This is a genomic window from Arthrobacter sp. P1_A5 (assembly GCF_056406825.1).
Genome location: NZ_JBFTZL010000106.1, coordinates 1 through 13,044 on the forward strand (window position 1 = coordinate 1; position 13,044 = coordinate 13,044).

Below are 13,044 nucleotides of genomic sequence, written 5' to 3' on the forward strand. Positions count from 1 at the left end.
GTTCCCGTCCTGGCCACTGGCCCAGCCGTTCCGCACCATCGCGCACAACGGCGAGATCAACACCGTCAAGGGCAACCGCAACTGGATGCGGGCCCGGCAGTCCCAGCTCGCCAGCCCGCTGCTGGGGGACTCACCCGAAGAGCTGTTCCCGATCTGCACCCCGGGCGCCTCGGACTCGGCCTCCTTCGACGAGGTTGCCGAACTGCTCTGGCTCTCCGGCCGGCCCATCACGCACTCGATCATGATGATGATCCCGGAGGCGTGGGAAAACCACGCCACCATGGATCCGGCCCGCCGCGCCTTCTACGAATACCACTCGATGCTCATGGAGCCGTGGGACGGCCCGGCGGCCGTCTCCTTCACGGACGGCAACCTTGTCGGCGCCACGCTGGACCGCAACGGCCTGCGTCCGGGCCGGTACTGGATCACCGAGGATGGCCTGATCGTCTTCGCCTCCGAAGTCGGCGTGATCGACGTCGAACCCTCCAAGGTGGTCAAGAAGGGCCGCGTCTCGCCGGGCAAGATGTTCCTGGTGGACACCGGGGCCGGACGGATCATCGACGACGCCGAGGTCAAGGCCGAGGTTGCCGCAGCGAACCCCTGGGCCGAATGGGTCAAGGACAACCTGATCGACCTCAAGAACCTGCCCGAACGCGAGCACGTCGTGCACACCGCCGCCTCGGTCAACATCCGCCAGCGCACCTTCGGCTACACCACCGAGGAACTGAAGATCCTGCTGGGCCCGATGGCCCGCACCGGTGCCGAACCGCTCGGTGCCATGGGCTCGGACACCCCGGTGGCCGTGCTGTCCAAGCGCCCGCGGCTGCTCTTCGACTACTTTGTGCAGTCCTTCGCGCAGGTCACCAACCCGCCGCTGGACGCCATCCGTGAAGAGCTCGTCACGTCCCTGACGTGCGCAATCGGCCCGAACGGCAACCTGCTGGACACCAAGCAGGTCCGGCAGCCGCAGGTCTCGCTGCCGTTCCCCGTGATCAACAACGACCAGCTCGCCAAGATCGCGAACATCGAGAGCGCCGACGGCGGCAAGGTCGCCATGAAGGTCCGCGGACTCTATCGCCCCGAAGGCGGCGAGAACTCCCTCCGGGCCCGGCTCACCGAAATCTGCGAGCAGGTCTCCGGCGCCATCAACCGCGGCGTCCAGTACGTGGTGCTCTCGGACCGCGACTCGAACGCCCAGTGGGCCCCGATCCCGTCCCTGCTGCTGGTCAGCGCCGTGCACCACCACCTGCTGCGCAGCGCCAACCGCACCAAAACCGCGCTCGTGGTGGAAGCCGGCGACGTCCGCGAGACCCACCACGTCGCCGTGCTCATCGGCTACGGCGCCTCCGCCGTGAACCCGTACCTGGCCATGGAATCCGTGGAACAGCTCATCGCCTCCGGCGACGTCGTGGGGGTCACCCCGCAAGACGGCGTCTACAACCTGATCAAGGGCCTGGGCAWGGGCGTCCTGAAGATCATGTCCAAGATGGGCATCTCCACCGTGGCCTCCTACACCGGTGCCCAGACCTTCGAAGCGCTCGGCCTCGGCCAGGACCTCGTGGACGAGTACTTCTCCGGCACGCATTCCCAGCTCGGCGGCGTCGGCCTCGACGTCATTGCCGCCGAAGTCCTGGCCCGGCACCGCATGGCCTACCCCGAGAACGGCATCGAACTGCCGCACCAGCCCCTGCTCGGCGGCGGCGAATACCAGTGGCGCCGCGACGGCGAACCCCACCTGTTCAACCCCGAGACTGTCTTCCGGCTCCAGCACGCCACGCGTGAACGCCGCTACGACATCTTCAAGGCCTACACCCGCGGCGTTGACGACCAGTCCGAGAACCTCATGACCCTGCGCGGTCTGCTGAAGTTCAAGGCCGGTTCGCGTCCCGCGGTGCCGCTTGAGGAAGTGGAACCGGTTTCCAGCATCGTCAAGCGGTTCTCCACCGGCGCCATGAGCTACGGCTCCATCTCCAAGGAAGCCCACGAGACCCTCGCGGTCGCCATGAACCGGCTGGGCGGAAAGTCCAACACCGGTGAAGGCGGCGAGGACGTGGACCGGCTGCTCGATCCCACCCGCCGTTCCGCGGTCAAGCAGATCGCCTCCGGCCGCTTCGGCGTCACCAGCCTGTACCTGTCCAACGCGGACGACGTCCAGATCAAGATGGCCCAGGGTGCCAAGCCCGGCGAGGGCGGCCAGCTGATGGCGCAGAAGGTCTACCCCTGGGTGGCCCGCACGCGGCACTCGACCCCCGGCGTCGGCCTCATTTCGCCGCCCCCGCACCACGACATCTACTCGATCGAGGACCTCGCGCAGCTGATCTATGACGCCAAGCGCGCCAACCCCTCGGCCCGGGTGCACGTCAAGCTCGTCTCCGAGGTCGGGATCGGCACCGTGGCGGCCGGCGTCACCAAGGCGAAGGCCGACGTCGTGCTGGTCTCCGGGCACGACGGCGGTACCGGCGCCTCGCCGCTGAACTCGCTCAAGCACGCCGGTGTCCCGTGGGAACTCGGCCTCGCCGAGACGCAGCAGACGCTCATGCTCAACGGCCTGCGCGACCGTGTGGTGGTGCAGGTCGACGGCCAGCTCAAGACCGGCCGCGACGTCGTGATCGCCGCGCTGCTCGGCGGCGAAGAGTTTGGTTTCGCCACCGCCCCGCTGGTGGTCTCCGGCTGCATCATGATGCGCGTCTGCCACCTGGACACCTGCCCGGTAGGCGTCGCAACCCAGAACCCCGAGCTGCGCTCCCGGTTCAACGGCAAGCCCGAATTCGTGGTGAACTTCTTCGAATTCCTTGCCGAGGAAGTCCGCGAAATCCTCGCCGAGCTGGGTTTCCGCAGCATCGAGGAGGCGATCGGCCATGCCGAGATGCTCGACTCCCGCGACGCGATCAACCATTGGAAGGCCGAAGGGCTGGACCTGGATCCGATCCTGCACGGGCTCGAGTTCGACAACGACGCGCCGCTGCGCAACCTCACCGGCCAGAACCACGAACTCGACAAGCACTTCGACCAGCGCCTGATCGCCATGGCGGCCGAAGCGCTGAGCGACCGCACGCCGGTGAAGATCTCCGTAAACGTCATCAACACGGACCGCTCCGTCGGCACCATGCTCGGCCACGTCGTGACGAAGACCTTCAGCACCGACGTCCTGGCCACGGACACCATTGACATCACGCTCAATGGCACCGCGGGCCAGTCGCTCGGAGCGTTCCTGCCGGCCGGCATCACGCTGCGCATGTTCGGCGACTCCAACGACTACGTCGGCAAGGGACTTTCCGGCGGCCGCATCATCGTCCGGCCGGACCGCACCAACGTGTTCCYCGCCGAGCGCAACGTAATCGCCGGCAACGTGATCGGCTACGGCGCCACAAGCGGTGAGCTGTTCCTCCGCGGCCAGGTCGGCGAACGCTTCCTGGTCCGCAACTCCGGCGCCACCGCGGTGGTCGAAGGCATCGGGGACCACGGCTGCGAGTACATGACCGGCGGCCAGACGCTCATCATCGGCCGCACCGGCCGCAACTTCGGCGCCGGCATGTCCGGGGGCACGGCCTACGTGCTGGACCTGCAGACCGAGCGCGTCAACAAGCAGGCCCTCGAGTCAGGCGAGCTGCAGCTGCGCGAGCTCGACGCCGAGGACCGTGACATCGTCCACGGGCTGCTCGTCAAGCACCTCGAGGAAACCGAGTCGCTRCTCGCGGCACGGCTCCTCGAGAACTTCGATGACACCGCAGCCCGCATAACCAAGGTGCTGCCGCGCGACTACGCGGCCGTCCTGCAAACCCGTCTTGACGCCATCGAAGAGGGCCTGGACCCCGACGGCGAAGAAGTTTGGTCTCGAATCCTGGAGGTGACCGGTGGCTGATCCACGCGGATTTCTGAAAGTACGTCAGCGTGAAACCCAGCCGCGCCGTCCCGTCCCGGTCCGCATCATGGACTGGAAAGAGGTCTATGAGGCCCAGGAAAAGGGTGTCCTGAAGAGCCAGGCAGGCCGCTGCATGGACTGCGGCGTCCCGTTCTGCCACCAGGGCTGCCCGCTGGGCAACCTCATTCCGGAATGGAACGACCTCGTCTGGCGGGACAAGGGCGACGAAGCGATGGAGCGGCTGCACGCCACCAACAACTTCCCCGAATTCACGGGCCGGCTGTGCCCTGCCCCCTGCGAGGCGTCCTGCGTACTCGGCATCAACCAGCCCGCGGTGACCATCAAGCAGGTCGAGGTGTCCATCGTGGACCAGGCCTTCGAGAACGGCTGGGTCAACCCACTGCCGCCCGCGCGACTGACCGGCAAGACGGTCGCCGTCGTCGGGTCCGGCCCCGCCGGGCTCGCCGTCGCCCAGCAGCTGACCCGGGTGGGCCACACTGTGGCCGTGTACGAGCGCGACGACAAGATCGGCGGCCTCCTGCGCTACGGGATCCCCGACTTCAAGATGGAAAAAGAGCAGGTGGACCGCCGGCTGGAGCAGATGAAGGCCGAAGGCACCCGGTTCCGCACCGGGGTGGCCGTCGGCACCGACGTGACGTGGGAGCAGCTGCGCCGCCGGTACGACGCCGTCGTCATCGCCACCGGGGCCACCGTCCCGCGTGACCTGCCGATCCCGGGCCGCGACCTCGACGGCGTCCACTACGCCATGGATTACCTCGTGCCGGCCAACCGGGTGGTGGCGGGGGAGACCGTGGAGAACCAGATCAATGCCGCGGGCAAGCACGTGGTCATCCTCGGCGGCGGCGACACCGGCGCCGACTGCCTCGGCACCGCGCACCGTCACCAGGCCGCGTCCGTGACCACACTGGCGATCGGCAAGCAGCCGCCCGTCGAGCGGGCCGGCCACCAGCCCTGGCCGACGTTCCCCACCTTGTTCGAGGTCGCCAGCGCGCACGAGGAAGGCGGCGAACGCACCTACCTCGCCTCCACCGTGGAGTTCGTCGGGGAAAACGGCAAACTCAGGGGCGTCAAGGTTGCGGAGACGGAATTCGTCGACGGCAAACGCCTGCCGAAGGCCGGCACCGAGCGGATCATTCCGGCGGACCTCGTCTTCCTGTCCCTGGGCTTCACCGGCGCCGAGCCGGCCGGGATCACCGACCAGGTCCAGGCCGACTTTGACGGCCGCGGCAACGTGGCACGCGACGGCTACTACATGACCAACACTGAAGGCATCTTCGTCGCGGGCGACGCCGGCCGCGGCCAGTCGCTCATCGTTTGGGCCATCGCCGAAGGGCGGGCCTGCGCGGCCGCGGTGGACAAGTTCCTGATGGGCAGCACCATTCTGCCGGCACCCGTGGCGCCGACCGACCGTGCGATGGCTGTTCTGTAGTCCCACAGGACCTCCGGGATTCATCCGCACTTCAACTTAATCCATGCAACACACCAGTAGGGTAGGTATATGAGACGCGCTAAAATCGTGGCCACTTTCGGACCGGCAATCGCAAGCTTTGACAACACGCTGGCCGTGCTGGAAGCCGGCGTTGACGTGGCACGCATGAACATGAGCCACGGCGATTACTCCGTGCACGACAACACCTACGAGAACGTCCGCAAGGCTGCGGGACAGCTCGGCAAGGCCGTGGCCATCATGGCCGACCTGCAGGGCCCGAAGATCCGCCTCGGACGTTTCGTCGACGGTCCCCACCTCCTGGAGGTCGGTGACACGTTCACGATCACCACCGAGGACGTTCCGGGCACCAAGGACATCTGCTCCACGACCCTCAAGAGCCTGACAGAGGACGTCAACCCGGGCGATGCCCTGCTGATCGACGACGGCAAGGTCGCCCTCCGCGCGATCGACGTCGACGACGTCAAGGTGGTCGCCCAAGTGATTGTCGGCGGCTGGGTTTCCAACAACAAGGGCATCAACCTGCCCGGCGTTGCCGTCAACGTGCCGGCGCTGAGCGAAAAGGACGAGGACGATCTGCGCTGGGCCATGCGCCGCGGCGTGGACATGGTTGCCCTGTCCTTCGTCCGGGATGCTTCGGACATCGTCCGCGTGCACGAGATCATGGACGAGGAAGGCCGCCGCGTGCCGGTCATCGCCAAGATCGAGAAGCCGCAGGCCGTGGAGCAGCTGCACGAGATCATCGACGCCTTCGACGCCATCATGGTGGCTCGTGGCGACCTCGGTGTGGAACTTCCCCTCGAGGAAGTGCCGATAGTGCAGAAGCGCGCCATCGAACTGGCACGCCGCTGGGCCAAGCCGGTCATCGTGGCCACCCAGGTCCTCGAGTCCATGATCGAGAACCCGCGCCCGACCCGCGCCGAGGCCTCCGACTGCGCCAACGCCGTGCTGGACGGTGCCGACGCGGTCATGCTCTCCGGCGAGACCAGCGTGGGCAAGTACCCGATCGAGACGGTCAAGACCATGGCCCGGATCATCGAGTCCACCGAAGAGCACGGCCTGGAGCGCGTTCCCCCGCTGGGCACCAAGCCCAAGACCCGCGGCGGCGCCATCACCCGCGCCGCCGTCGAGATCGCCGATCAGCTGGAAGCGAAGTACATCTGCACCTTCACGCAGTCCGGTGACTCGGCACGCCGCCTGTCGCGTCTGCGCCCCATCAGGCCGGTCTTCGCCTTCACCCCGGTGGAGCACGTCTGGAACCAGCTCGCGCTGACGTGGGGCATCCAGCCGGTCCTGGTCCCGATGGTGGGCCACACCGACGAGATGACGGCCCAGGTTGACCGCAGCCTGCTGGAGCTCGACGTCGTCGAGGACGGTGACCTGGTGGTCATCGCCGCCGGTTCACCTCCCGGAAAGGCCGGGTCGACGAACCTGCTGAAGGTCCACAAGGTGGGCGACCTCGCCGACTTCGGCGGCCAGGGCGAAGCAGCCGTGGCCAAGGACAAGCTCGGCCCGTGGCCGGAAAAGAAGAAGAAGAACCGGGTCCAGGCCTAGTTCTGATAGCTTGAACGCAAAAGGGAGGATCCCCGCCGGCTGGCGGGGATCCTCCCTTTTTGGTGCTTTGGCGCTTGGCGCTTGGTGCTTGGTGCTTTGGGGCTTCGCGTGCGCGGCTTCCGGCCGCGGAGCGCGGCCGGCACCGCCGGCCGCTAGTTGACCTGGTTGATGATGGTTTCGGCCACCTCGCGCATGCTGAGGCGGCGGTCCATCGAGGTCTTCTGGATCCACCGGAAGGCTTCCGGTTCCGTCAGGCCCATCTTGGTGGTCAGGAGGCTTTTGGCGCGCTCCACGAGCTTGCGGGTGGCGAACTGCTCCTGCAGGTCGGTGACCTCGCTCTCGAGGGCCTTGATTTCCTCGTGGCGGGACAGCGCGATCTCCAAGGCCGGGATGAGGTCCGCCGGGGTGAACGGCTTGACCACGTACGCCATGGCGCCGGCGTCGCGGGCGCGCTCCACGAGCTCTTTCTGGCTGAACGCGGTGAGCAGGACCACGGGGGCGATCCGGGCCTTGACGATCTTCTCCGCGGCCGAGATGCCGTCCATGACCGGCATCTTGACGTCCATCAGGACCAGGTCGGGCTTGAGCTCCTCGGCAAGCTGGACGGCCTTTTCGCCGTTGTCCGCCTCGCCGACGACGTCGTAGCCTTCGCCCCGCAGGATCTCGATGATGTCCAGGCGGATGAGGGTCTCATCCTCGGCGACGACAACGCGGCGCGCCGGCTGGGAAGTGGGGGTTGACTCCGTCTGTTCTGACACGGGAACTCCTTGGAAAGGTACGGCGGGAACTCAACCATCATAGGTTTTGTCCGCCATGTACTTGGACCGGTTTGGTTCGATGCGGCGTCACTGGCGCGATTCTGGAATTCAGCCTATCTGCATGTAGAGTAATTTCGCGCACTGGAAGCGATCGCGTTGCTCACAGCACTGTGGCAGGCTGATTGTTACACCGGTGTACTCCGCGCCCGAGTGGCGGAATTGGCAGACGCGCCGCACTCAAAATGCGGTATCGAAAGGTGTGTGGGTTCGAGTCCCACCTCGGGCACAGCATAGCCCCTCGTCAGAGGGGTGTTTGCTTTAACGTGTTTACAAAGCTTGTGGTGGCGCCCCTATGACGCTGTGGGTGCGGGCTTTGGCCTGGCTGCCGCGGAGCCTATTCAGGTGTGTGGGGTGGCGGGTTCAAATCCCTGGTTGGGGCCTTCCGCCTGCTGAGCTGGAGTTATATGGTTCCTCGTTCCGGTTCTGTCGCGTGGGCCCGGGGTGGCCTACACCTATTCATGTGTCGGAGGAGCGGGAGCTACATGACTGCTTCGAAGTCGACCAAGGGCTTTGAAAGAGGCCGGTTCAGGGCGGCCCGAGGCGGCAATGCCGCCGGCGTTTGTTCTGTCAAATGGGGTGTGGACAAAGTCCACACTTACGTCTGCCTTATCAGCGGCTTCACACGGCGTGTGTCAGCTTTCGATCGAGGAGTTTTTTGCGCCGAGCGTCAGAAGAAGAAAACCGAACTGCAGGCTGATGTCCTGAGGCCACAGAATGACGTCAAGTTGGGGTGTGCGGTTCCTGACCGTCGCCCAAGTCGCCGAAGATCTCGTCGTCAACGAATCCACCATCCGCGGGCTCATCAAGAACCGCGATATTCGGGCCCTGCAGATTGGTCGGCGCGGCCAAGGGCGCATCGCCCGCGACGACCTCGAGACCTACATCCAAGCCGGTTACGAACGCGTCGCGGCGCCCAAGCCATTGACGACGCCAAGGCACCAGCCGACGTGCAGGCCGAAGGGGACCTCATTGAGTGAACGAAGATTCAGGGTGACCAGCTTTTCCATCCCGTGTACAAGCCTGGCTTCCCGTTGACATGCGAAGTCATCTAGACGGAGCTCGTACAGTCGCCGGTGCCTGAGCGATACTACTCAGAGCGCGAAGCCATTTCATCGCCGACTGTAGCCCGCGCCACATTCTCTGATCTACCCGCGGAAGTCATCGAAAGGGCTGGCTGAGATATGAGGAGGTATTCCATGGGTGATGCTTTGATACTCCTAGAAGCTGGCAACCCTCTTGACATTCGCCCAGAGGATCTGGTCCCGCTTCGTGACCATTTGAGGGAAGCCACTGGATTCGAGGTTGGGACTGCTCACTTCGATCAGCAAGGGGCTGGCGTCACACTGGACGAAGTGCTCCACGTGTGGCTGCCTACGGCGGAGTTCCTCAGGGACCAGGGCTACGAAATTGCAAACCATCCTTCTCGGCAAAATAGAGGTCTTGGCGCAGTCTTTTCTTTTGCGCTTTCGGGAGTCCGGGATGATCAGAGTGAGCTATGGCGAGCCCGGTTACCACCTGTTGGTGCCCCTTGCGCTGAAAACGCACTTTTCGCTTATTTGTATGAAACCCAGACGACAGCAGTAGTTCGGTTATCACCTCCGAGTGCTCGTCACCCACACTTGGTCCGGAAAAGGTCAGGTCATCCGCGTATCGCGTGTAGACGAGCCCGTTCTCGGCTGAGAACGATCTGAACTTGTCGTCCAAGGGGCGAAACACAAGGCTTGATACTACCGGGCTGGTCGGAAAGCCCGTTGCAAGGGACCCTCCAAAGGTACTTGCATTAGTAATTGCTTCGGCAACGGTTGGATTGGCGCCATGGTCTTGGAGAGCGGCGTCAACCTGTTGACGGCTTATTGAAGGAAAGAAATCCGTGATGTCCACCGTCAACAGGGCGCGCGCGTTTAGGTGAGCCTTGGCATTTGTTGAAGTTCCGCGTCCGCGGGTAAACCCGTGAACGTTGGGATGCGGGTCCAAGACCTTTCGGTCAATGAATTCCTTGAGCCGTTTCTGGAGCCTGAGCAGAGCCTCGTCAAGCGGCCGACATAYGGTCCGGTATCCGCCCTTAGGTTTGCGCGTGGTGTGGACGTGCAAATCAATTACGTTGAGCGGCCAGCCAAGCCAGGTGATGGACGAGTCTGGCAAGGATGCGGCGATCATAAGATTATTGACGCTGCGGATTCGGGGTAAAACCTTCAATAAGAGCCTCCAGGCGTGGAGTGGGGGGTGCGGAAATCACGCATGAAGGCAAAGCCGACTAAGGTGCTGGCGTGTGCGAGTCGCACACTCTTGAACTGCCGCACCCCGCGTCGCCGGCGAAGCCGAACGCGTCGCCGGCACCATCACCTACGAGAAGTACCGGGCGTCRGCGYTGGCCGGAATCGCAAACGCCCTGGCGGCCGCCGGCAACACCGGYGARGCCGAACGCGTCGCCGGCACCATCACCAACGGGGGACGACCGTGCGGAGGCGCTGGACGGAATCGCAGACGCCTTGGCGGCCGCCGGCAACACCGGCGAAGCCGAACGCGTCGGTTGCCAGGTGTTGTTAACAGATAGGTGGCCCTTGCCATCAAAACGTTGCTCGGTGATCGCCTGGTCCAAGCGGCAGTCAACCCCATAGACGGCTGGCTGACTCCGGAATTGGTCACCGAGCTCATTAGCGCCTCAGAATCACTCAGGAAACCCTTTCCTATAACCTGATCCGTGATGGCATCACAGGCACGCCCCAAGCCGCAGGTGGTGGTATGGCGTGTGGGCCAACGACAGCGATGACATTCAAAAGTGGCTCTGAGTGGCTTCTCGTCGTCTCAGGAAGGGATCTCTTGTTGCGACGGGCCCCCGCGGGGTCGCGGACGGAAGGCCGGGCGTCGTGAAATTACCCCCGCCGATGCGAAGGTCAAGCGCGCCAGCGACCTGAAAGCCCAAGGACTCGCGCCAGCCGATATAGGCCGGTAGGAGAGCTTTGATCTCACGGATCAGTTCGATGTGCCACTCGCGAAGCCGGTTGTCGGCCCGCGCCTGCCGAGCCGCTTGGTCGACACTGGCGTTAGGTGTTTGTGCTATAGCCCGGATAGCATCAGCGACGCACCGCTTCGCCATGGTCATCTGGCCGTGGGCCTGGAGCCGTCGCGCATGGTGGAGCATGTGGTAGCCGGGGTCGGCGAGGACATCCGCCTTTCAGCGGTAGGGATGTCGGTGCGGGCATCGTCGGGTCGAGACGCTCGAGTACCTCGTCAATGTGCTCGCGGTATCCACAAGTGCGCATCAGGTAGTACCCGTCGACGGCTGCGGCCACAGCTACAGCCGCGATCCTGGTCGCCCACTCCATCTGGAGGCGCTGTAGCCCGTCGAGGCCGTCTGAGGCAGCGGGACGGCGGAACCCGTCTTCGGACATCGCTTCAAGAGCATCGGGAAACAAGCCCCTGAACCCGGCCGACATCCAGCGTCAGATCCAGGCACTTAGCGCCGAAGTCCTGACCCTGACCACCGCGAAACAGGGCACCAAACCCCAGCCCGCCATCCGGGCGAAACCAAATGATTCCACGAACCAACCTAGGCGGGCATCTTGAAGGTGTGGGAGTTGCAGCCATCGCGCTGGTCGGTGCAGCCGTTGTCGATGAGCTTGTCGCCGCGGCCGTCGGTTCGGGCGCCGGAGCGGCGCAGGGGCTCAAGATCATGCATCCCGCGACCGCCGCGGTCAGGACCGAGAGACGGTTTACGACCTGCAGGGTGGGCCAGCACCTGCAACCATGTCCGTTAGGGTACGCGGTCCCACCGTTTCCCGACAGTTCCCGGTCTCTCAATCGAGTGGCGACGTATGCCGCGGTAACGGCCGAGTAACGGCTTTTGGCTATCGTGATCAGCAAAGCCCGCTGGGATATGTAACCCTTTTCGTCGCGGGCTGACGACCCGCACCTCAGTGGCTGAAGGTCATAAGTCCGTAACGCGGACCCTGACGTCCGTCTTGGTCGATCGAATATGTGAAGGAGAAGCTGCCATGACCGACGGCCGAGGCGCCATCACAGGAAACCGCGTCGCGTCGGCACGACGCCCGAGCTGCAGAATTTTGCCAAGTATTGGAGTTGAAAGGATGGGCCGAGCGCCAGCCATGAACGCGATGCGAACAACAAGACTCTCCCGTCCGGGACTGCAACATGACGGGCGATGTGGTGATCCACGATGACCGGATGGCCTGAGCCAGACGAACCCTCCGGCGACATCACATTCGTCCTCGATCAGCGCAGCACCCTCGACCCGGACGATGACCTCCGCGATGGATTGTCCGCGATCGTCCGTCAGGGCGACCACCTCTGGGTCGCCAACGACGAGACGACCAGTCTCGAACGGCTCACGCTTGACGGCGACCAAGCCCGCGCCCATCGCAGCTTTGATCTCACCGATGTCCTCGAGCTGCCTGGGGAGGGTGAGATCGACATCGAAGGCCTCGATGCCGAGGATGGCATGCTGTGGCTGGTGGGGTCGCACAGCTCGGTCCGCAAGCGGGTCCGGGACCGACCCACGCGTGCCGAGGCCCAAAGATCCCTGGCGACAGTCGAGATCAGCCAGCGTCGACGCGTTTTGGCTCGGCTCTCGACAGAGGCACTCCTCGAACCGGGCGGCAGTCGGACGGGTGAGCAGCAACGCCCCGCTGTGTTCGGCCTTGGCCGAGGTCGCGGGGGTTTGTTGGATCTCCTGGCCGATGACCCTCACCTTGATGGCTTCATACGGACCTCGGCGGACAGCGGGTCACGTCCGATCCCGGGCAAGGACAACGGGATCGACTGCGAGGGCCTCGCCGTGGCGGGCGACCGGGTGTTCATCGGGCTGCGCGGGCCGGTGCTGCGGGGATGGGCGATCATCGTCGAGCTCGAGGTTGGCGACGGGCCAGGCATCGAGCCGCAACCGGTCGGTCCCGAGGGTCGCCGCTACCGCAAGCACTTTCTCGACCTGCGTGGCCTGGGCGTGCGGGATCTGTGCCGTCACGGAAACGACCTGCTCGTCTTGGCGGGACCCACCATGGAGCTCGACGGCCGCACGGCCGTGTTTCGCTGGCGGGACGCGCTGACGTCCCGCGTCGAGGCCGTCCTGCCCAGAGACGACCTGCGATGCGAACTAGATGTGCCGTTCGGAAAGCGTGAGGACCACGCAGAGGGAATCACGTTGCTCGATCACGGCAATTCGGCCCTGGTGGTGTACGACACGCCGGCTGATGAACGCAAGACCGGCAGGCATGGCTTCCGCGCCGATGTCTTCGATCTCAGAGAGTAACGGTGACGATGAAGACTTCGATTTCGTTCCACCAGCGGCAGACCGTGCGCCAGAGCCTGTGCGTCTCGGGCTGCGC

8 protein-coding genes and 1 tRNA gene are annotated in these 13,044 nt (G+C 64.7%); 6 read left to right on the top strand and 3 right to left on the bottom strand.

Translation table 11 applies throughout. The features are described from left to right. From gltB to pyk, 3 genes are all read left to right on the top strand, one after another. Positions 1-3,862 (top strand): glutamate synthase large subunit (gltB, locus tag AC1D1S_RS14065; RefSeq protein WP_476994739.1); only part of this gene is annotated, 3,862 nt, incomplete at its 5' end. Continuing rightward, on the top strand, positions 3,855-5,312 hold the full coding sequence (locus tag AC1D1S_RS14070) for a glutamate synthase subunit beta (protein ID WP_243179064.1): 1,458 nt from the start codon (positions 3,855-3,857) through the stop codon (positions 5,310-5,312). The genes gltB and AC1D1S_RS14070, both read left to right, overlap by 8 nt. Positions 5,313-5,381: 69 nt before the next feature. Continuing rightward, a complete protein-coding gene (gene pyk / locus AC1D1S_RS14075; RefSeq protein ID WP_243179062.1) occupies positions 5,382-6,884 on the top strand; it encodes a pyruvate kinase in 1,503 nt (500 codons plus the stop codon). A gap of 152 nt (positions 6,885-7,036) precedes the next feature. Here pyk and AC1D1S_RS14080 read toward each other — a convergent pair whose 3' ends face one another. Beyond that, positions 7,037-7,642, bottom strand: a complete 606-nt coding sequence (locus AC1D1S_RS14080) for an ANTAR domain-containing response regulator (RefSeq protein ID WP_018772478.1) — start codon at positions 7,640-7,642, stop codon at positions 7,037-7,039. Positions 7,643-7,846: 204 nt separating this feature from the next. On the opposite strand from AC1D1S_RS14080, the gene AC1D1S_RS14085 reads away from it, so the two are divergent. Together AC1D1S_RS14085 and AC1D1S_RS14090 are read left to right on the top strand one after the other, a co-directional pair. After that, positions 7,847-7,928, top strand: a tRNA-Leu gene (locus tag AC1D1S_RS14085). A gap of 488 nt (positions 7,929-8,416) precedes the next feature. Then, positions 8,417-8,737: a helix-turn-helix domain-containing protein gene (locus AC1D1S_RS14090; RefSeq protein ID WP_476994740.1), complete on the top strand. Its 321-nt coding sequence runs from the start codon at positions 8,417-8,419 to the stop codon at positions 8,735-8,737. 351 nt (positions 8,738-9,088) lie between these two features. On the opposite strand, the gene AC1D1S_RS14095 is transcribed toward AC1D1S_RS14090, so the two are convergent. Together AC1D1S_RS14095 and AC1D1S_RS14100 are read right to left on the bottom strand one after the other, a co-directional pair. Continuing rightward, on the bottom strand, positions 9,089-9,859 hold the full coding sequence (locus AC1D1S_RS14095) for a reverse transcriptase family protein (protein ID WP_476994741.1): 771 nt from the start codon (positions 9,857-9,859) through the stop codon (positions 9,089-9,091). 1,393 nt (positions 9,860-11,252) lie between these two features. Further along, positions 11,253-11,381 (bottom strand): hypothetical protein, encoded by a 129-nt coding sequence (locus tag AC1D1S_RS14100; RefSeq protein ID WP_476994742.1) that lies wholly within the window; start codon positions 11,379-11,381, stop codon positions 11,253-11,255. A gap of 498 nt (positions 11,382-11,879) precedes the next feature. Here AC1D1S_RS14100 and AC1D1S_RS14105 point away from each other — a divergent pair, with 498 nt between their 5' ends. Next, positions 11,880-12,968, top strand: a complete 1,089-nt coding sequence (locus AC1D1S_RS14105; RefSeq protein WP_476994743.1) for a DUF3616 domain-containing protein — start codon at positions 11,880-11,882, stop codon at positions 12,966-12,968. Positions 12,969-13,044: the final 76 nt, after the last annotated feature.